The organism is Mycobacterium sp. NPDC004974, from assembly GCF_053600815.1.
Window position 1 is genome coordinate 1 of record NZ_JBSGAQ010000019.1, and the last position, 20,312, is coordinate 20,312.

17 protein-coding genes, 1 other RNA gene and 1 pseudogene are annotated in these 20,312 nt (G+C 65.6%); 12 read left to right on the forward strand and 7 right to left on the reverse strand.

Features of this window, described 5'->3' with window-relative positions; translation table 11 throughout:
• Window positions 1-112: 112 nt before the first annotated feature.
• From ACWEFV_RS29675 to hisN, 4 genes and pseudogenes are all read right to left on the reverse strand, one after another.
• Complete coding sequence (locus tag ACWEFV_RS29675) at window positions 113-1,333, reverse strand: acyl-CoA dehydrogenase family protein (RefSeq protein ID WP_450072810.1); 1,221 nt, start codon at window positions 1,331-1,333, stop codon at window positions 113-115.
• 37 nt (window positions 1,334-1,370) lie between these two features.
• Window positions 1,371-2,768, reverse strand: coding sequence for an acyl-CoA dehydrogenase family protein (locus ACWEFV_RS29680; RefSeq protein WP_450072811.1), 1,398 nt, complete (start codon window positions 2,766-2,768; stop codon window positions 1,371-1,373).
• A 95-nt stretch (window positions 2,769-2,863) separates the two neighbouring features.
• Window positions 2,864-3,243: pseudogene (locus tag ACWEFV_RS29685) on the reverse strand (winged helix-turn-helix transcriptional regulator).
• A gap of 91 nt (window positions 3,244-3,334) precedes the next feature.
• Window positions 3,335-4,117 (reverse strand): histidinol-phosphatase, encoded by a 783-nt coding sequence (hisN, locus tag ACWEFV_RS29690; RefSeq protein ID WP_450072812.1) that lies wholly within the window; start codon window positions 4,115-4,117, stop codon window positions 3,335-3,337.
• Between the two features lie 24 nt (window positions 4,118-4,141).
• Between hisN and ACWEFV_RS29695 the strand changes: the two genes are divergently transcribed.
• Complete coding sequence (locus ACWEFV_RS29695) at window positions 4,142-4,483, forward strand: hypothetical protein (RefSeq protein ID WP_450072813.1); 342 nt, start codon at window positions 4,142-4,144, stop codon at window positions 4,481-4,483.
• Here ACWEFV_RS29695 and ACWEFV_RS29700 read toward each other — a convergent pair whose 3' ends face one another.
• On the reverse strand, window positions 4,484-5,854 hold the full coding sequence (locus tag ACWEFV_RS29700; protein ID WP_450072814.1) for an FAD-dependent oxidoreductase: 1,371 nt from the start codon (window positions 5,852-5,854) through the stop codon (window positions 4,484-4,486).
• Between the two features lie 150 nt (window positions 5,855-6,004).
• On the opposite strand from ACWEFV_RS29700, the gene prfB reads away from it, so the two are divergent.
• Genes prfB through smpB form a run of 6 tightly spaced genes read left to right on the forward strand, consistent with a single transcriptional unit; the run spans window position 6,005 to window position 10,739 of the window.
• Complete coding sequence (gene prfB, locus ACWEFV_RS29705) at window positions 6,005-7,114, forward strand: peptide chain release factor 2 (protein WP_450072815.1); 1,110 nt, start codon at window positions 6,005-6,007, stop codon at window positions 7,112-7,114.
• Window positions 7,101-8,081: a mechanosensitive ion channel family protein gene (locus tag ACWEFV_RS29710; RefSeq protein ID WP_135453380.1), complete on the forward strand. Its 981-nt coding sequence runs from the start codon at window positions 7,101-7,103 to the stop codon at window positions 8,079-8,081. The genes prfB and ACWEFV_RS29710 overlap by 14 nt, the downstream gene beginning before the upstream one ends.
• Window positions 8,078-8,605 carry a hypothetical protein gene (locus ACWEFV_RS29715; RefSeq protein ID WP_450072816.1) on the forward strand — a complete coding sequence of 176 codons (528 nt, stop codon included), beginning with the start codon at window positions 8,078-8,080 and terminating at the stop codon, window positions 8,603-8,605. The genes ACWEFV_RS29710 and ACWEFV_RS29715 overlap by 4 nt, the downstream gene beginning before the upstream one ends.
• 45 nt (window positions 8,606-8,650) lie before the next feature.
• Window positions 8,651-9,340 carry a cell division ATP-binding protein FtsE gene (gene ftsE / locus ACWEFV_RS29720; protein ID WP_044517000.1) on the forward strand — a complete coding sequence of 230 codons (690 nt, stop codon included), beginning with the start codon at window positions 8,651-8,653 and terminating at the stop codon, window positions 9,338-9,340.
• Window positions 9,341-10,237: a permease-like cell division protein FtsX gene (gene ftsX, locus ACWEFV_RS29725; protein WP_135453382.1), complete on the forward strand. Its 897-nt coding sequence runs from the start codon at window positions 9,341-9,343 to the stop codon at window positions 10,235-10,237. It begins immediately after the preceding gene.
• A 10-nt stretch (window positions 10,238-10,247) separates the two neighbouring features.
• The gene (smpB, locus tag ACWEFV_RS29730) at window positions 10,248-10,739 is read left to right on the forward strand and encodes an SsrA-binding protein SmpB (protein ID WP_036439802.1); all 492 of its coding nucleotides are present in this window, start codon (window positions 10,248-10,250) and stop codon (window positions 10,737-10,739) included.
• 52 nt (window positions 10,740-10,791) lie between these two features.
• Here the strand turns inward: smpB and ACWEFV_RS29735 are convergent, their stop codons facing one another.
• Window positions 10,792-11,613: a helix-turn-helix transcriptional regulator gene (locus ACWEFV_RS29735; RefSeq protein ID WP_450072817.1), complete on the reverse strand. Its 822-nt coding sequence runs from the start codon at window positions 11,611-11,613 to the stop codon at window positions 10,792-10,794.
• A 76-nt stretch (window positions 11,614-11,689) separates the two neighbouring features.
• On the opposite strand from ACWEFV_RS29735, the gene ilvD reads away from it, so the two are divergent.
• From ilvD to ACWEFV_RS29750, 3 genes are all read left to right on the forward strand, one after another.
• Entirely contained in the window at window positions 11,690-13,567 is a 1,878-nt protein-coding gene (gene ilvD / locus ACWEFV_RS29740; RefSeq protein WP_450072818.1) for a dihydroxy-acid dehydratase, read from the forward strand.
• Window positions 13,568-13,635: 68 nt separating this feature from the next.
• Window positions 13,636-14,004: a transfer-messenger RNA gene (gene ssrA / locus ACWEFV_RS29745) on the forward strand.
• Window positions 14,005-14,133: 129 nt separating this feature from the next.
• On the forward strand, window positions 14,134-15,084 hold the full coding sequence (locus ACWEFV_RS29750; protein WP_450072819.1) for a cutinase family protein: 951 nt from the start codon (window positions 14,134-14,136) through the stop codon (window positions 15,082-15,084).
• A 10-nt stretch (window positions 15,085-15,094) separates the two neighbouring features.
• On the opposite strand, the gene ACWEFV_RS29755 is transcribed toward ACWEFV_RS29750, so the two are convergent.
• Window positions 15,095-16,330: a sensor histidine kinase gene (locus ACWEFV_RS29755; protein WP_450072820.1), complete on the reverse strand. Its 1,236-nt coding sequence runs from the start codon at window positions 16,328-16,330 to the stop codon at window positions 15,095-15,097.
• 97 nt (window positions 16,331-16,427) lie between these two features.
• Here ACWEFV_RS29755 and ACWEFV_RS29760 point away from each other — a divergent pair, with 97 nt between their 5' ends.
• Complete coding sequence (locus ACWEFV_RS29760; RefSeq protein WP_450072821.1) at window positions 16,428-17,198, forward strand: YwaF family protein; 771 nt, start codon at window positions 16,428-16,430, stop codon at window positions 17,196-17,198.
• A gap of 195 nt (window positions 17,199-17,393) precedes the next feature.
• Window positions 17,394-20,264, forward strand: a complete 2,871-nt coding sequence (locus ACWEFV_RS29765; RefSeq protein ID WP_450072822.1) for an MMPL/RND family transporter — start codon at window positions 17,394-17,396, stop codon at window positions 20,262-20,264.
• The last annotated feature ends 48 nt before the right edge of the window (window positions 20,265-20,312 follow it).

The following is a 20,312-nucleotide window of genomic DNA, read 5'->3' on the forward strand; positions in this document are numbered from 1 at the left end:
GCCGGCATAGGCCCCGGCTTGCGCGCGCCGCGCTACCTCGCGAGCAAGCGCCGGATCGGCCCAAAACCATGGTTTTGGGGGGTTCTCGCGTCTGCTCGTGCAGAAAAAAGGGCTACTTCAGTTCGGCCGAGGACAGCCCCAGCAGGCGGCGGGCGACCACCAGCTGCTGGATCTGCTGCGTGCCTTCGAAGATGTCGAGGATCTTGGAGTCGCGGGCCCACTTCTCCAGCAGGGTCTGTTCGGAATAGCCGGTGGTACCGGCCATTTCGACGGCCTTGAGGGTGATGTCGCTGGCCACCCGGGCGGCCTTGGCCTTACCCATCGAGGCTTCTTTGGAGTTGGGGATGCTGTTGTCGGCCTGCCATGCGGAGCGGACGGTCAACAGGTACCCGGCCTCCCAGTCGGCCTCCATCCGCAGGAACTCCGCCGCGGGGGCGCTCTGCGCATGGGCCGGCTTGTCGTAGGAGATCTCGATGCCCGCATCGGTGAGGATCGCGCGCAGGTCCTCCAGCGCGGCTCGGGCGATGCCGACCGCCATGGCCGCCACGATCGGCCGGGTGTTGTCGAAGGTCTCCATGACCCCGGCAAAACCCTTCTCCACGTGGATCTCCGGATCACCCAGCAGGTTGTCCTTGGGGATGCGGGCGTTCTCGAAGCGGATCACCGCGGTGTCGGACGCCTTGATGCCCAGCTTGTGCTCCAGGCGTTCGACGGTCACGCCGGGATGTTCGCGCGGCACGATGAACGACTTGATCGCCGCCCGGCCCAGCGACTTGTCGAGCGTCGCCCACACCACGATGTGGGTGGCACGCGAACCCGCGGTGACGAAGATCTTCTCGCCGTTGATCACGTAGTCGTCGCCGTCGAGCGCCGCGGTGGTGGTCACCGCCGCCGAGTCCGAGCCGAAGCCGGGCTCGGTGATGGCCATGGCCGCCCACACGTCCTTGCCGAGGCGCTCGAGCTGCTCGGGGGTTGCCACCGAGGAGATGGCGGCGTTGCCCAGGCCCTGACGCGGCACTGACAGCAGCAGGGCGACATCGCCCCAGCTGACCTCGAGTGCGTTGACGAGTGCGGACATGTTGGCGCCGTTGACCGTGACCTTGTCGCCCTTGGTGTTGGCGTCGTCGCGGAACGCCTCGGCGCCGGCGAACGAGATCGTCTTGGCTTCCGAGATGCCTTCGAACAGCGTGGCCAGCGTATCCAGCTCGACCGGGTAGGCGTGCTCGGCGAGGTCGTACTTGCGCGAGATCGGGCGAAGCATCTCGGCGGCGCCCTGGTGGCCCTTCTCGATGACCGCCTGCAGCTTGCGGGGCATTTCCAGATTGATTGCCATGATTAGTCTTTCAGCTCAGAAAAGGAATGACACCGGGCTAGATAACGACGACACCCTCGGCGACGCCGATGGCCCGCAGATCGCGGTACCAGCGCTCGACCGGGTGCTCCTTGGTGTAACCGTGACCGCCCAGCAGCTGCACGCCGTCCAGGCCGATCTGCATGCCCTTGTCGGTGCCGAGCTTGCGCGCGAGGGCGGCCTCGCGGGCGAACGGCAGACCCTGCTCGGCGCGAGCGGCGCCGCGCCAGGTGATCAGCCGCAGGCCGTCGAGCTCGATGGCGATGTTGGCGGCCATGAACGCCACCGACTGACGATGGGCGATCGGCTCGCCGAACGCGGTGCGTTCCTTGATGTAGGGGATGACGTAGTCGAGCACCGCGTGCGAGGTGCCGACGGCCAGCGCGGCCCAGCCCAGCCGGGACAGCGCGATCGCTTCGGAGTAGTCCTGATCGGTGGCCCCGTCCTCGCCGAGGAGGTTGCCGAGCGGCACCGCCACGTTGTCGAGTTCGATCTGGCCGAGGGCGGCGGCACGGATGCCCATGCTCGGGTCGGCCTTGACGGTAAGCCCGGCCGATGAGGCTGCGACGATGAACAACGCCGGCTTGCCGTTCAATTGTGCTGCCACGATGAACAATTCGGCATCGGCGGCGGCCGGCACCAGCGACTTGACGCCGGAGAGGCGGTAGCCGCTGGGGGTGCGCACCGCGGTGGTCTTGAGCGCGGTGGGGTCGAACAGGGCGTGCGGCTCGGCGATCGCCACGCAGGCTTGCGGCACGTTCTCGCCGGCGAAGTCCTTGAGATAGGTGGCCTGCTGGTCGGCGCTGCCCCAGTGGGTCAGTGCCGAGGCGACGCCACCGGGAGCCAGGATCGGCAGGGCCAGACCCATATCGCCGTAGGCCAGTGCCTCTGCGACGAGTGCATTGGTCACCGTGCTGCGGTGTTCGGCGATGCCGTCGAAGTCCTCGGGCACGTTGACGGCGGTGATGCCCAGTTCAGCGGCCTTGGCGATCAGATCCGCGGGGTAGGCGGCGGCTTCGTCGGCGTCATGCGCGGCGGGGCGCAGGATCTCCGCGGCGAATTCGGAGACCGTCTCGACGATCATCTGCTGGTCTTCGTCGGGGGTCAGATCGAAGTAGTCGGCCCCGCTGGACTTCAGCCGGGTCGGTGCCTTGCCCAGGCCCTGAACCCGCTGGAATTGCCGGGTGACCGCACCTGCAGCCGAAAAGCCGTGTTTGACACCGTATTTGATACCGCGATTGAGCGAATCGCGCAGGCCGTAACGGTCCAGGAATTCCTGACCGACGATGGGCGTGATCAGCGCCAACCCGATGTCGGTCGCGGTCCGTTTGTGCTTGTGCAGCCCGACCGCGCTTTGCTGGCCGGAGCTGGAGGGACGGGAGGGGGTGCCGTTCTTGGACGGCAGGGTGTTGGTCATGTCAGCTGCCTCTGCTGGTCGGGGCGACGCATCTGACCGTATCTTACTCTAGAGTAAGGTATGGCATCTGTTACCAACTTCACACCGTCGGGGGATCAGGGTTCCGCTGCCGAAAGGCGGTCGTGCCGCTCGCGGTCTGCGCACACCACGTCTATGTGGGCCTCGGCCCACGACGTGATCCCGACCATCGGATGGTGCAGCGAAAGGCCCAGGTCAGTGAGCTCATAGGTGACCGTGACCGGCACGGTCGGGGTCACCGTCCGGGTGGGCAACCCGTCGCCTTCGAGAGATCGCAGCGGCTGGGTGAGCATCTTCCGGCTGACTCCGGCGTGGCGCCGGGACAGTGCATCGGACGCGGTTCGCCCGCGCCGCCGACTCCGGGGCGCGGGCCGTCGCCACCGAGCGTCGCCAGGATCAGCGCGACCCACTCGTCGCTGATCCGGTGGAGTAGTTGACGGCTGGGGTGGTTCGCCAGGAAGGCGTCGTATTCGAGCTTTGCTCGCTGATGCCCACCGGACGCTCGCCAATGGCTGCGTACGTGGCCGGCCTGTCCTCCGGCCGTGAGCTCAGTTGCCGGCGAGCCTGTTCAACACCGCTGCATGCAGCGGCCCGTTGGTGGCCAGCGCGCTGCCTCCGTGCGGGCCCGTGGCGCCGTCGATGCTGGTGAATGTGCCGCCGGCCTCACGGATGAGAATGTCCAGGGGAGCGATGTCCCACAGCTTCACCTCGGGCTCGCAGGCGATGTCTACCGCGCCCTCGGCGACCATGCAGTACGACCAGAAGTCGCCGTAGGCGCGCACCCGCCACACCGCGTCGGTCAGTTCGACGAAGCGGTCGCGACGGTGCTCCCACCCGGTCGTCAGATCCGAGTACGACAGGCTGGCCGACGCGAGGTCCGTGACCCCCGACACCGACAATTTCCGAGTTGCCCCGGCGAACGAGCCGAACGCGCCCTGGCCGAGTCCGGCCCACCAACGCCGCGCCAGGGCCGGCGCGCTCACCACGCCGATGGTCGGGACGCCGTCTTCGAGCAACGCGATCAACGTGCACCACACCGGGACGCCGCGGACGAAGTTCTTGGTTCCGTCGATCGGGTCGATCACCCACTGGCGGCCGGTCAATGTCGTTGTGCCCCCGAACTCTTCGCCGAACACCGTGTCTTCCGGGCGGGCCGCGGCCAGCGAGGCGCGCAGCGCTTCCTCGGCGCCTCGGTCCGCATCGGTGACGGGGGTGAGATCGGGTTTGGTCTCGATGTGCAAATCCAGGGCGCCGAAGCGATCCATGGTCAGTGCGTCGGCCTGGTCGGCCAGTTCGAGGGCCAGTGCCATGTCATCTGCGACGGAACTCATGGCTGCAGTCCTACCATGGGCCTCGTGTGGGAATTCGGCATACTCCTCTTGCTTGTCGGCGCGCTCGTGTTGCTGCTGGCGCCACGAATCATGCGGCGCCGGGGAATTCGCGGTGAACTGGCGCACGGCACGTTGCTGGTGACCGGGGTCAGCCCGCGTCCGGACGTGACGGGGGAGCAGTACGTCACGATCACCGGCGTCATCACCGGGCCGACCGTCACCGAGCACGTCGTGTACCAGCGCATGGCGGTCGATGTCGACAACTGGCCGACCATGGGCGCGCTGTTCCCGGTCGTCTACTCGCCGAGCAACCCGGACAAGTGGGCCTTCGCGGCGGACGGGCCGCCGGAGCCGCCGCACGCCTGATCAGGCGTGCGCGACCCGGAGCAGCTCGGCCACACTGGCCAGCTTCACCCGGGGGCGGCCCAGTGGTTCCCCGGCGGCGCGCTCATGCGCGTCGATCAGCTGCCAGTGCTCGCCGGTGACGAGGGCGGGCTGGTGTTCCAGCAGCCACTCGGCCAGTTCGCGGCCGTACTCGGACCCACGCTCGTCGACTCCGCCGGCCCGAAGGTCTTCCAGCAGGGTGTTGACGGTGTCCTGTGAGTCTTTCTTGTTGCTGCCGATCACGCCGGATGGTCCCCGCTTGATCCAGCCCACCACGTATTCGTTGCGGCTGCCGTCGATGCGTCCGCCGGTGTGCGGAATGGTGCCGGAGCGTTCGTCGAACGGCAGTCCCGGTGTCGGCACGCCCCGGTAGCCGACCGCCCGCACCACCAGCTCGACGGGCAACTCTTCGCGCTCGCCGGTGTCCTGGGCCACCATGCGCCCGTCCGCGTCGCGGACAAGTTCGTTGCGGCCCAGCACAATCGACTCGACACGATCCTCGCCGCGCAACTCGATGGGGGAGGTGCAGAAGCGGAATACGATGCGCCGCTTGGCTTCGCGGGGTTGCTCATCGACGTACTTGCGGAGCACCCTGATGTTCTGTTTGACGGTCTTGCCGGCCGCCTCGAGATCTTCGTCGGTGATGCCGTCGAAATCCGCCGGATCGAGGATGACGTCGACGTCGCCCAAACCCTCAAGGTCGCCGAGTTCACGGAGTTCCAGCGTGGTGAACGTCGCCTGCAACGGTCCGCGGCGCCCGATCACAACCACCTCTTCCACCCCGCGGGTGTCCAGTGAGGCCAGCGCGTGGTCGGCGATGTCGGTGTTGGCCAGGGCCTGTGGGTCGCTGACCAGGATGCGGGCCACGTCAAGGGCGACGTTGCCGTTGCCGACGACGACCGCACGTCCGCCCGCCAGATTGGGTGCCATGCCGTCGAAATGGGGATGGGCGTTGTACCAGCCGACGAAGTCGACCGCGGCCACGCTGCCGGGCAACTCTTCCCCGGGGATGTGCAGCGCCCGGTCGGATTGCGCACCGATGGCATAGACCACGGAGTCATAGCGCTGCGCCAGCTCGGCCGGGGTGATGTGCTCGCCGACCTTGATGTTGCCGAAGAACCGGAACCGGGGATCGGCCGCGGTCTTGTCGAACTGCGCGCTGATCGACTTGATCTTGGGGTGGTCCGGCGCCACTCCCGAACGCACCAACCCCCACGGGGTCGGCAGCATCTCGAGCATGTCGACTCGCACGTCGCGATCCGAGTCGGGCAAATCGGCGAACTTCAGCAGCGATGCAGCAGCAAAGAAACCCGAGGGGCCGGAGCCGACGATCGCTACGTGATATGGGCGCATACCCTGCCTTCTTACGAGCCGGAAAAGCCGTTACTACCCGGCCCTTGGCGTGCTGGACCGGGTACCACCCGATGCTAAACACAGATCGTCTGCGCTGCCGCGAGTCGGAGAGAACTGCCGCCGAAATGCCGCCGGGTACCCTGAACATTCGTGGATCCAGACCGCCAAGCCGCCGTAGCCGCACTCGACACCACCCTCACCACCGTGGAGCGGGTGCTCGACATCGATGGCCTGCGCCAGCGGATCGACATGCTCGAGCAGCAGGCCTCCGACCCGAAGCTCTGGGACGACCAGTCCCGGGCGCAGAAAGTCACCAGTGAGCTCTCGCATACGCAGAGTGAACTGCGCCGGGTGCAGGAGTTGCGTCAGCGCGTCGATGACCTGCCGGTGCTGTTCGAACTCGCGGCCGAGGAGGGCGGTGAGGACGAGCTGGCCGAGGCCGATGCCGAGCTCGCCAAGCTTCGCGAGGAGATCGAGACCCTCGAGGTCCGCACCCTGCTGTCGGGTGAGTACGACGAGCGCGAGGCCGTCGTCACGATCCGTTCCGGCGCCGGTGGCGTCGACGCCGCGGACTGGGCCGAGATGCTGATGCGGATGTACATCCGGTGGGCCGAGAAGCACGACTACCCGGTCGAGGTGTTCGACACGTCCTACGCCGAGGAAGCCGGGATCAAGAGCACGACCTTCGCCGTGCACGCCCCGTTCGCCTACGGCACCCTCTCGGTCGAGCAGGGCACCCACCGGCTGGTACGCATCAGCCCGTTCGACAACCAGAGCCGCCGGCAGACGTCGTTCGCCGATGTCGAGGTGCTCCCGGTGGTGGAAACCACCGACCACATCGAGATCCCCGAAGGGGACCTGCGCGTCGACGTGTACCGCTCCAGTGGTCCCGGCGGGCAGTCGGTGAACACCACCGACTCCGCCGTGCGCCTCACCCATATCCCCACCGGGATCGTGGTGACCTGCCAGAACGAGAAGTCGCAGCTGCAGAACAAGGTCGCGGCGATGCGGGTTCTGCAGGCCCGGCTCCTGGAACGCAAGCGTCTGGAGGAGCGCGCCGAAATGGATGCGCTCAAGGGCGACGGTGGCAGTTCGTGGGGCAACCAGATGCGGTCCTACGTGTTGCACCCCTATCAGATGGTGAAGGACCTGCGCACCGAGTACGAGGTCGGCAACCCGGCCACGGTGCTGGACGGAGACATCGACGGATTCCTGGAAGCGGGGATCAGATGGCGCAACCGGAAAGATGACGACGACTAATACGCTGCTGACCCTGTCCCTCGCCGACCGCTGGCACGATTTCTGGCACGGCGAGATCGGTGTCTGGATCCTGACCACCGGGCTGCGGATCGCGCTGCTGCTCATCGGTGGCCTGCTCGCTGCGCGCTTCATCAACTGGGCCGCGCAACGGGTGGTGCGCCGGATCGACGCCGAGTATCAGGAAAGCGATGCGCTGGTGCGCTCGGAGAGCGCCAAGCACCGGCAGGCGGTCGCCTCGGTGATCTCGTGGGTGTCGGTGGCGTTTGTGTTCGTCATCGTGCTCGTCGAAGTCACCGATGCCCTCGCGGTACCGATCGCCTCCCTGGTCGCCCCGGCGGCGGTGCTCGGTGCCGCGCTCGGTTTCGGTGCGCAGCGCATCGTGCAGGACCTGCTCGCCGGTTTCTTCATCATCACCGAGAAGCAATACGGCTTCGGTGACCTGGTCAGGCTGACGATCGCGGCCGCCAATGAGGCCGAGGGCACGGTCGAGGACGTCACGCTGCGGGTCACGAAGCTGCGGTCATCCGAAGGCGAGATGTACACCGTGCCCAACGGGCAGATCGTCAAGGCGCTGAACCTGTCCAAAGACTGGGCACGCGCGGTCATCGACATCCCGGTACCGGTGAGCGTCGACCTCAACCTGGTCAACGACGTGCTCAACGACGTCGCGGAGAAGGCCACCGAAGATCGTGAGCTGTCCAGGCTGCTGCTCGACAAGCCGCAGCTGATGGGCGTCGAGAGCATCGGGGTCGACACAGTCAACTTGCGGATGGTCGCGCGCACCCTGCCCGGCAAACAATTCGACGTGGGCAGACGGCTGCGGGTGCGGGTGGTGCGTGCACTGCGCCGGGCCGGCGTGGTGACATCGTCAGAAGCGTCGGTCGCGGCCGCGGGGGACTTCATGAATCAGGCCGCGGTCGCCGAGACGGTCACACCAGCGGCATCGGCCCAGGAGCCGAAGAAGTGAAACTGGACTTCACGCGGGTGGCCGAGGCCGTGACCAGGTTCTGGCACAGCCGTGTCGGTCGGATTCGCACCTCGACGGTCGTGCTGATCGTCGTGTTCATCGCGCTGTCGTGGGTGCAGCAGGAGTACCGGCCCAAGCCGGCCGCGCCGCAGTCGCCTGAAACCCAGGTGGTGCCGCCCGGGTTCGTGCCCGACCCGGACTACACCTGGGTGCCGCGCACCAAGCTGCAGACTCCCCGCACGACGACGCCGACGGTGACGCCGGAGACCACCGAGACCACCGTCCCGACGACCACGACGCCGACCGAGACCCCGGAGACCACCGAGACCACCACGCCCGGCGCGCCGACGAGTCCCACCACGCCGCCGCCGCCGGGGGCTCCGAGGACGACGGTGATCGACCCGGACGGTCCTGGACTGATTCCGCCGATCACGTTGCCGGTGTTCCCAGGGCCCGCCCCGAGCCCTACGGTCGAGCAGCAGCAACCGGGCCTGGAGCCGGTGGCACCGACATTGCCGCGATAGCCTGACCTGCCGGATGCTGTCGCCCCGCTACACTGGCGTGCCGTGATGATCACCCTCGACCACGTGACGAAGCACTACAAGTCTTCGGCGCGCCCAGCGCTCGATGACGTCTCGTTGAAAATCGACAAGGGTGAGTTCGTTTTCCTGATCGGCCCGTCGGGTTCGGGCAAGTCGACGTTCATGCGGCTGCTGCTGGCGGCCGAGACGCCTACCTCGGGTGACATCCGAGTGTCCAAGTTCCACGTCAACAAGCTGCCCGGGCGGCACGTCCCGAGCCTGCGTCAGGTCATCGGCTGTGTGTTCCAGGACTTCCGCCTGCTGCAGCAGAAGACCGTGTTCGAGAACGTGGCGTTCGCGCTTGAGGTGATCGGCAAGCGCGGCGAGGTGATCAACCGGGTGGTCCCGGACGTGCTGGAGATGGTCGGCCTGTCCGGGAAGGCCAACCGGTTGCCGAGCGAACTGTCCGGTGGCGAGCAGCAGCGCGTCGCCATCGCGCGGGCCTTCGTCAACCGCCCTCTGGTTCTGATCGCCGACGAGCCCACCGGAAACTTGGATCCTGAGACCAGCAAGGACATCATGGATCTGCTGGAACGGATCAATCGCACCGGCACCACGGTGCTGATGGCCACCCATGACCATCACATCGTCGACTCCATGCGTCAGCGGGTCGTCGAACTCGAACTCGGCCGGCTGATCCGTGATGAGCAGCGCGGCGTCTACGGAATGGATCGCTAAGTGCGCTTCGGCTTTCTTGTCAATGAAGTTCTGACCGGGCTTCGTCGCAACGTCACGATGACGGTGGCGATGATCCTGACCACCGCAATCTCGATCGGGCTGTTCGGTGGCGGTCTGTTGGTGGTGCGCCTGGCCGACCAGTCCCGTGACATCTACCTGGACCGGGTCGAGAGCCAGGTGTTCCTGACCGACGACATCTCGGCCAACGACCCCAACTGCGACGCCGAAGCATGCAAGGCGCTGTACCGCATGATCGACGACCGCGACGATGTGCGCTCGCTGAGTTTCCTCAATCGCGAGCAGGCCTACGACGACGCGATCAAGAAGTTCCCGCAGTACAAGGATGTCGCGGGCAAGGACGCGTTCCCGGCGTCGTTCATCGTCAAGCTCAACGACCCCGAGCAGCACGAGGCGTTCGACAAGGCGATGCAGGGCCAGCCCGGTGTGCTCAACGTGCTCAACCAGAAGGACCTGATCGACCGCTTGTTCGCGGTGCTCGACGGTCTCAGTAGCGTCGCGTTCGCGGTGGCGCTGGTGCAGGCGGTCGGTGCGGTGCTGCTGATCGCCAACATGGTCCAGGTGGCCGCCTACACGCGGCGCACCGAGATCGGCATCATGCGTCTGGTCGGTGCAACCCGCTGGTACACCCAGCTGCCGTTCCTGGTGGAGGCGATGATCGCCGCCCTGATCGGTGTGGTGATCGCGATCGTGGGGCTGATCGTGGTGCGCGCGGTGTTCCTGGAGAAGGCGCTCGACCAGTTTTATCAGTCGAATCTCATCGCCCGGGTCGACTACGCTGACGTGCTCTACTTCAGCGCACCGTGGATGCTGTTCCTCGGCCTGGCGATGTCCGGAATCACCGCCTACGTGACGCTGCGGCTCTACATACGAAGGTAGTCGTGAACTAGTGGCGACCAAGAAGTCCAGCCCCGCCGGCAATAAGCAGATTGTGGCCAGCAATCGCAAGGCGCGGCACAACTACATGATTCTCGATACCTATGAGGCGGGCATCGCTCTCATGGGCACCGAGGTCAAGAGCCTGCGCGAAGGCCAGGCATCACTGGCCGACGCGTTCGCGACCGTCGACGACGGCGAGATCTGGCTGCGCAACGTGCACATCGCCGAGTACCACCACGGCACCTGGACCAATCACGCGCCGCGGCGCAACCGCAAGCTGCTGTTGCACCGCAGGGAGATCGACAACCTGATCGGCAAGATCCGCGACGGCAACCTCACGCTGGTGCCGTTGTCGATGTACTTCTCCGACGGCAAGGTCAAGGTCGAACTGGCGCTGGCCCGCGGCAAGCAGGCCCACGACAAACGCCAGGACCTGGCCAAGCGCGACGCCGACCGGGAGATCACCCGCGAGTTGGGCCGCCGCGCCAAGGGCATGTCCTAGTTAGCGGCACCGCGGGCTTGCCTCGCCCTCGCCCGACTACGGGCTGGTCTCGTCAGTCCGCTGGCGAGGATGGTTGAGGATCTTCCAGTGGCGTGTAGATGACGATCTGAAACTCAGGCTGATCCGCTGGCCGCAGTTGGTGGTGTTCGTAGCTGACGGTGCCCAACTCCGGGTGGTGGAAGATGCGCTCGCGAGATTCGAAGCCACGGATATCGTGTCGTTCCCAACCGGCGCGGAACTCGGAACTGGCGTCCGCCAGCCGGGCGATCAGATCGACGAGCGCGGGATCGCCCATGCGCGAACCGATTCCGGCGCGGAACTCGGCCAGAAAGCGCTGACTGGTGACCTGCCAGTCATCGAGCAGGACACGGACGGAGGGGTCGGTGAAGACGACCCACAGCAGGTTGCGCTCGGTGGCCGGCTTTGTCGCCACGTTCGGGTAGAGCCGCTCGTAAGCGGCGTTCCAGCCCGCGATACCCCACTCCGGGGTCAGGGCATAGGCGGGGTTTTCGCCGATCGCGTCGAGTAACCGTTGCACGTGGGACGGCACCGTCGTCACCTCGTCGGCGGTCGGTGCGGGCACCGGCGCGAACCCGGCCAGGCCGAGAACGTAACGGTGCTCGGCCACCGTGAGGCGCAGTGCGCGACTGACTGCGTCGAGCACCTGGCGCGAGGGGTTGATATCGCGGCCCTGTTCCAGCCACGTGTACCAGGTGACGCTCACGCCGGACAGGTATGCCACCTCCTCGCGGCGCAATCCGACCGTTCGTCCTCTCCCGCCGGCGGGCAGACCGAAGTCGACGCGGATCAGGCGTTCGCGGCTCGACCGCAGGAAGGCGCCGAGCTCGGCTCGTCGGTCGGGGTCGGTGGGCATCGTCCAAGACTAGTACTGCCACTACTAGTATTGAAGCCGTCTTCCCAGGGTGCGGCCCAGAACCGACAGTGGAACCATGATCCCGCTGCGTTCCCGCACTGTCACCCACGGCCGCAACATGGCCGGCGCCCGCGCCCTCCTGCGTGCCGCCGGAGTCGCCCGCGAGGACTTCGGCAAGCCGATCGTCGCGGTGGCGAACAGCTTCACCGAGTTCGTGCCCGGGCACACGCACCTGCAGCCGGTCGGGCGGATCGTCTCCGCGGCCATCCAGCAGGCCGGGGGAATCCCGCGCGAGTTCAACACCATCGCCGTCGATGACGGCATCGCCATGGGGCACTCCGGGATGCTGTATTCGCTGCCGTCGCGCGATCTCATCGCCGACTCGGTGGAGTACATGGTCGAAGCGCACCGTGCCGACGCGCTGGTGTGTATCTCGAACTGCGACAAGATCACTCCGGGCATGCTCATGGCCGCACTGCGGCTGAACATCCCGACGGTGTTCGTCTCCGGTGGCCCGATGGAGGGTGGCCGCGCGACGCTGGTGGACGGCCGGGTCCGTACCGGGTTGCACCTGATCGATCCCATGGCCGGCGCCGCCGATCCGACGATCTCGGACGAGGACCTGGCCCGGATCGAGGAGGCGGCCTGCCCGACATGCGGATCGTGCTCGGGCATGTTCACCGCCAACTCGATGAACTGTCTGGTTGAGGCGCTGGGCCTGGCCTTGCCGGGCAACGGCACGGTGTTGGCCACCCATACGGCCCGGCGCGCGTTGTACGAGAAGGCCGGTGCCGCCGTCATCGACCTGACGACCCGCTACTACGGCGAGGGTGACGTCTCGGTCCTGCCGCGTGCCATCGCGTCGCGGTCGGCTTTCGAGAACGCCATGGCGATGGATGTCGCGATGGGCGGGTCCACCAACACCGTGCTCCATCTGATGGCCGCGGCGTATGAAGCCGAGCTGGATTTCGCGATCACCGAGATCGACGAGATATCTCGCCGGGTCCCGTGTCTGTGCAAGGTCGCTCCCAACGGCGCGTACCTGATGGAGGATGTGCACCGGGCCGGCGGCATTCCCGCGATCCTGGGCGAGTTGCACCGCGCCGGGCTGTTGGCCAAGGACGTGCAGTCGATTCACGCCAAGACGCTGGATGATTGGCTCGATGTATGGGACATCCGCGGGCTCAACGCCTCCGCGGAGGCCCTTGAGCTGTTTCACGCCGCACCGGGTGGACACCGCAGTGCCACCGCGTTCTCACAATCCGAACGGTGGGAGAGCCTGGACGCCGATGCCGAGCACGGGTGCATTCGTGATGTCGCCCATGCCTATTCACCTGATGGCGGCCTGGCGATCCTGACCGGCAACCTTGCCCCCAACGGGGGAGTGGTCAAGACGGCGGGTGTCGACGCCGGCGTGCTGATCTTCGACGGTCCCGCGGTCGTCGTCGAGTCCCAGGAGGAAGCGGTCGACGCCATCCTCGGGGGCAGAGTGACCGCGGGCGACGTGATGGTGGTCCGCTACGAAGGTCCCCGGGGTGGGCCGGGGATGCAGGAAATGCTCTATCCGACTTCGTTTCTGAAGGGAAGGGGGCTGGGCAAGGTGTGCGCGCTCATCACCGATGGCCGGTTCTCGGGAGGTAGCTCGGGACTGTCGATCGGGCACATTTCGCCGGAAGCCGCAGCGGGCGGTCCCATCGCCCTGGTCCACGACGGTGACCGCATCCTGATCGACATTCCTTCGCGCACCTTGACTTTGGATGTGCCCGACGACGAACTCGCGCGTCGACGCGTCGAGCTGGAGGCGTCCGGTGGTTACCGGCCGCGCGATCGTGATCGCCCCGTCTCGGCGGCGCTGCGCGCCTACGCACTGTTGGCGACGTCCGCGGATCGGGGCGCGGTCCGGGATGTAGCGGAGGCCGGCGCCCACGAGCGACACGAGAATGCCGCGGAATAATGGCTTGGCGTTGGCCGTTGGGCGTGACGTACCATTGATTGTCCTGCCGAGATTCGGCAGGGATGCGAGGGGCTGATCGGTTTCGACTTCGCGCATCGAATCAAGGGAAGCGTGCCGGTGCAGGCAAGAGACCACCGTAAGCGTCGTTGCAACCAATTAAGCGCCGATTCCAATCAGCGCGACTACGCACTCGCTGCCTAAGCGACTGCGTGTCTGTCAGACCGGGAGCGCCCTCGGCCCGGACCCTGGCATCAGCTAGAGGGACCCACCCACGGGTTCGGTCGCGGGATCCGTGGGGACATCAAACAGCGACTGGGATCGTCATCTCGGCTTGTTCGCGTGACTGAGAGATCCGAGTAGAGGCAAAGCGAACTGCGCACGGAGAAGCCTCGAGGAAGTGCCGTAGGACCCGGGTTCAATTCCCGGCAGCTCCACCGAGAAGATGCAGGCCAGGGATCTAATCCCTGGCCTGTTTTCTTTGTTGTCACCATGTCGTCGACGCGGAGCCTCCGCGAGTCCGCCCGGCAAGGATGTTCATTCATCCTGGATACGGGTTAGGTTGAGGAATGTTCTCTTGCCGCATACATTGCCCTCAGGCGGGCAGTGCGCGGTCAGGTGGTCGCTGGGTCGGGCTTGGCGCTGCTGCACTTCTCACCTCTGGTATCCCACTCGTAGGACTCGCCGCGCCGCCGATAGCGGCTGCCGCCGACTGTGCTGACGCCGAGGTGGTCTTCGCGCGCGGCACCGATGAGCCGGCCGGTATGGGCCGGGTCGGCGATGCCTTCGTCGATTCGCTGCGTAAGCAGGCCGCCGGCATGAACATCACCTCCTATGGGGTGAACTACAAGGCCAGCAAGCTGCAGCTGCACGGCGGTGACGGCGCCAAGGACGCGATTTCCCACATCAAGTCCACGCTGTCCTCGTGCCCCGACACCAAGATCGTCCTAGGCGGCTATTCGCAGGGTGCGAGCGTGATCAACATCGTGGCCGGCAACCCGCTGGGTGGCATCACCTGGGGCGATTCGCTCCCGCCTCAATACGCGGACAACGTCGCGGCGATCACCACCTTCGGTGACGTGGGCACCCGCACCAAGCAATCGATATCAACCCAGAGCGCACTGTTCGGGTCCAAGGCGATCGACCTGTGTAACCCCATGGATCCGATCTGTCACGAGGGCCAGGGCAACGAATGGAGTGGACACACCGAGGGCTACGTCCCCGTGTACACCACCCAGGCGGCGGCCTTCGCCGCCTCCAAGCTGCTGGCCGGCTCGGGTCAGACGGTGCCCGGGTACGGGCCGGCACTGCCGGATTACGGGTACGGACCGGAGACGCCGGGCTCCAGCCAGTACCCGGGCTACGGGTCGGCGCCGGGGTATGACCCCAACACCTCCGTGCACGGCCCGCAACCGGGGTACAGCCCGGAGACGCCAGGGTACGGCGGCCTGCAACCGCCGGGGTCTGGTCCGTCGACACCAGCGCCCGCCTCCCCGTCCACCGGAATCGGTTGGGTCTGAGCGGGCTGTTTCAGCTCGCAGTCTGCGACGGCAGGGAGATCGCGATCTCGGTGCCGCGGGTGTCGTGAACGTCCAGTACGCCGCCGAGGGCCAACACCTTGGCGCGAATCGACGCAAAGCCGATGTGACCGGTTTCGACGCTCAGCGCGAGGCGCTCCGATTGAATGCCGACGCCGTCGTCGGCGACGGACAAGGTGGCTCGCCCGGCGGACCACTGCAGGGTGAACCACAGGTTGTCGGCCTTGGCATGCTTGATCGCATTCGTCGAAAACTCGCGCGCGGCACTGTAGAGCAGGTGATCAGCGTCGGTTCGCAAATCATCGGGCCAGCCCTCGAAGTCCACATGGACGGCAAGGTTGGTGCGCGCCGCGATGCCGTCGGCCAGTGAGGTGATCGCGGCCCTGAGCCCGGCTCGTGCCAGTACCTCGGGGTGCAGTTCACGGACCACGTCGCGAAGCAGCCGGGAGCACTCGCCGAGCGCCAGATCAACGCGGTCCATCGATTCCGCGGATCCCTCTCGCACCTCTTCCATCTCCCGGCGTGATGCCAGGACGTACTGCAGCGCTCCATCGTGCAGTCTTTCGGACAGGGTTTGTCTTTCGCGCTTTTCGAGGGTGACGATCTCTTCGAGCAGTTGGCTACGTTCTTGGGCCAACCGGGCGATCGTTCGCTCTTTCGATTGCTGGATCCACGACAGCGCGACCGACCCCGCGGCCAACCCGAACAACACTCCTGTTGTCGTGAGGATCGAACCCCATGGTTCGTTTCCGTTGGCGGCCTGGTTTACCCAGAGCACGACGACGTATGCGGCGACCGTGGGCACGGCGATCACCGCACTCACGAAGGGATCAAGCTGAGCCGCCGCGATCAGGGGGATCAGAAACAGTCCGTAGTGGAGCACATCGGAGGTCCAGGTACTCGGCGAGCTGAGGCCTGATTCCACCGAAAGTGCCGACACCACAGCGACATCCGCGCACAACATGAGCAGCGCAACCGAACGTCGGGCCTCGATCCCGGCATGATTGGACGGCCGCATCGCCCAGAAACTCCAACAGGCGATCGTTGCTATGTAGCCGATCCAGAGCAGTCCGTAGGGCCAGCGATAGGTTTCGGGCGGTTGCAGGAACAACGCGAAGAAGATGAACGCCACCAAAAGAACCCGCAGAGCGAATTGCAGCAGCAGCCCGCGAAAAGCTGCGCCCTGGGAGTACTGCCACAAAGTCGTTGCCGCCGCGCGCCTGACCATTCTCTACTCCCGCCAACCGCAGGGTTCGGCAGGAGTATAGGGCGATTCGATCGTGTCCTGAGGCGGGTTAATGAACTTTCCCACCTCGCCTGCGATCATGGATAACGGTCCCTGCGACGAAACGGGGGAGTTGATCGAAGTGTTGTCTGCACAGCGCGAGTTTTCGGCGTACGGCCCGTCGCACTGGGTCGTGCTGGCGGTGTTCGCAACGGGCGCCGTGCTTCTGGTGGCGATCGGCCGTCAGCAGACCGAATCGCGGGCTCGCATTCTGAGCCGCCTCCTGGCGGTCCTTCTCATCGCCGCATTCGTCGTGGCGCTGGCCTACAAGCTGGTCGAGCCCACCATCGACACCTCGGTGCCGCTGCAGTTGTGTGACCTCGCGGAACTCGCGGCGGCGTATGCCTTGTGGTCGCAACGGCATTGGGCCTTCGTCCTCACCTATTACTGGGGCCTCGTCCTGAGCTCGCAGGCGTTGATCACCCCGGATATCGGTACGCCGAAGGAGGGCGCCCCCGACTTTCCCCACCACCTCTTCGTCACGTTCTTCACGCTTCACGTGCTCGTCGTGTTGGCAGCCATCTATCTCACGTGGGGGAGAGGGATGCGTCCGCGCTGGCGGGACTACCGATTCGCGGTCATCGCGACCTTGGCATGGGCGGCATTCACTCTCGTGTTCAACGCGGTCACGGGAGCCAACTACGGCTATCTCAACCGGAAACCTCCCACCGCGTCGCTGCTGGACGTGTTGGGCCCGTGGCCGGTGTATCTGCTGGCCGAGGTCGCGATAGTCCTCGTCGTGTGGGCGCTGATGACCTGGCCGTGGGAGCGGGCGCGGCAACGCGCGACGACGGCCGCGCCCCAGCTGTGAAATTGCTGTCAGTTGACGCGCAAAGTAATTATTGACACCAACACTTTGACGGGCTAGGTATATTACGCGCGTTTGCGAATGTGTATCGCTTGCGACCTGTCCCACCCGGGCGACAGTGGCCTGATCGAAGGGGCGGGTTGTGCAGACCAGAGCATCACGTACACGCGCGGGATTTCGCACCCGGGAGCACACGCGATGAGCAGCCACAGCAACGGCGCGCAGAACGGATCGGGCATCGCCCGGGTCATCCGCGTGCTGGCGGTGCCCATCGTGCTCGGCTGGGTCGCGCTGACCATCCTGACGAACACTCTCATCCCACCGCTTGAGAAGGTCGGCGAGGAGAACACCGTCGGGCTCAGCGCCAAAGACGCGCCGGCGATGATCGCCATGCGAAAGATCGGCAGCGACTTCCAGGAGTTCGATTCCGACAGCAACGCCATGGTGGTGCTCGAGGGTGAGCAGCCCCTGGGCGACGACGCCCACCGTTACTACGACGGCGTCGTCGACCAGCTCGAGGCCGACACCGCCCATGTGCAGCATGTGGCCGATTTCTGGGGCGACCCCCTGACGGCGTCGGGTGCGCAGAGCAACGACGGCAAGTCGGCCTATGTCCAGGTCTATCTACGCGGCAACCAGGGCGAGACGCTGGCCAACGAGTCGGTGGCCGCGGTGCGCGAGATCGTCAACCAGTCGTCGCCTCCGCCGGGCATCAAGGTGTACGTGACCGGCGGCGCGCCGCTGATCAACGACCAACACCATGCCGGTGACAAGAGCATCGCCAAGGTCACCACCATCACGCTCGTGGTGATCGCCGTGATGCTTGTGCTCGTCTTCAGGTCTGTCGCCACCATGATCCTGGTTCTGCTGATGGTGTTCATGGAACTCGGCGCTGCCCGCGGCATCGTGGCGTTCCTGGCCCACACCGGGGTGATCGGGCTGTCGACCTTCGCGGTGAACCTCCTGACTCTGATGGTGATCGCGGCGGGAACCGACTATGCGATCTTCGCCATCGGCCGCTACCAAGAGGCCCGCGGCGCCGGTGAGGACCGGGAAACCGCGTACTACACGATGTTCCGCGGTACGTCTCACGTTGTCCTGGGGTCCGGCATGACCATTGCCGGCGCCATGTTGTGTCTGAGTTTCACCCGCCTGCCGTACTTCCAGACCATGGGTGTTCCGTGTGCGGTCGGCACGTTCGTCGCAGTGGTCGCCGCGCTGACGATGGGCCCGGCGATCATTGTGATCGGAAGCCGGTTCGGGCGATTCGAGCCCAAGCGCAGCATCCGGTCGCGGGGCTGGCGTCGCGTCGGCGTCGCCGTGGTGCGGTGGCCCGGCCCGATCCTGGCCGCGACGCTGGGCCTGGCACTCATCGGTCTGCTCACGCTGCCGGGCTACAAGACCAATTACGACGCCCGCAAATACCTGCCCTCCGATCTGCCGGCCAATGTCGGATACGCCGCCGCCGAAAGGCATTTCAGCGCCGCCCGGATGAACCCCGAACTGCTGATGATCGAGACCGACCACGATTTGCGAAACCCCGCAGACTTCCTGGTCATCGACAAGATCGCCAAGGGCATCGTCCGGGTGCCCGGCGTCTCCCGGGTGCAGGCGATCACCCGGCCCAACGGCCGCCCGATCGAGCACACGAGCATCCCGTTCCTGCTCAGCCGGCAGGGCACGACCAACACGATGAACCGGAAGTACCAGCAGGACCGCATGGACGACATGCTGGTTCAGGCCGATGAGATGCAGAAGACCATCGACACGATGGAGGAGATGTCGCGCCTGACCCAGCAGATGGCCGACACCACGCACTCGATGGTGACGAAGATGAAGACGATGACCATCGATGTCGCCGAATTGCGGGACAACATCGCGGATTTCGACGATTGGTTGCGTCCCCTGCGCAACTACCTCTACTGGGAGCCGCACTGCTCCAACATCCCGCTGTGCTGGTCGATCCGGTCGATGTTCGACACCCTTGACGGCGTCGACACCATGACCGATGACATTCAGAAACTGCTGCCCGACATGGAGCGGCTGGACACGTTGATGCCGCAGTTGGTCGCATTGATGCCCCCGCAGATCGAGACCATGAAGTCCATGAAGACGATGATGCTGACACAGCGGTCGACGCAGGCCGGCCAACAGGATCAGATGGCCGCCCTGCAGGAGAACTCGACCGCGATGGGCAAGGCCTTCGACGAGGCCCGCAATGACGACACGTTCTATCTTCCGCCGGAAGCCTTCGACAACAAGGACTTCAAGCGTGGCATGAAGAACTTCATCTCGCCCGACGGAAAGTCGGTGCGGTTCATCATCAGTCACGAGGGTGATCCTGCGACGCCGGAGGGCGTCAGCCATGTGGACCCGATCAAGCTGGCGGCCAAGGAAGCGCTCAAGGGCACGCCGCTGGAAGGTTCCAAGATCTACCTGGCCGGCACCGCGGCCACCTACAAGGACATGAAGGACGGATCGTTCTATGACCTGCTGATCGCCGGAATCGCCGCGGTATCACTGATTTTCATCATCATGCTGCTCATCACGCGCAGTGTGGTCGCGGCGGCGGTGATCGTCGGTACGGTGCTGCTGTCCCTCGGCGCTTCATTCGGATTGTCCGTGCTGGTCTGGCAGCACCTGCTCGGGCTGGAACTGCACTGGATGGTGCTGGCGATGTCGGTCATCCTGTTGCTGGCGGTCGGTTCCGACTACAACCTGCTGCTGGTGTCGCGGTTCAAGGAGGAACTCCCCGGTGGCCTGAAGACCGGCATCATCCGGGCGATGGCGGGAACCGGTTCGGTGGTGACCTCCGCGGGTCTCGTATTCGCCTTCACCATGGCGTCGTTCGCATTCAGCGATCTCAAGGTCATGGCACAGGTCGGCACCACCATCGCACTCGGCCTGCTGTTCGACACCCTCATCGTGCGGTCGTTCATGACCCCGGCGATCGCTGCGATGCTGGGCCGGTGGTTCTGGTGGCCGCAGGTCATTCAGTCGGCGGCGTCCAAGCGGCGCCTGGCTGAGTTGCGGCACGACAACACATACAAAGCGTCTGCACAGCCCTGACTTAATAAGCGGGCCTAACGTAATTGATGGAAGTCGGAAACGACCGCT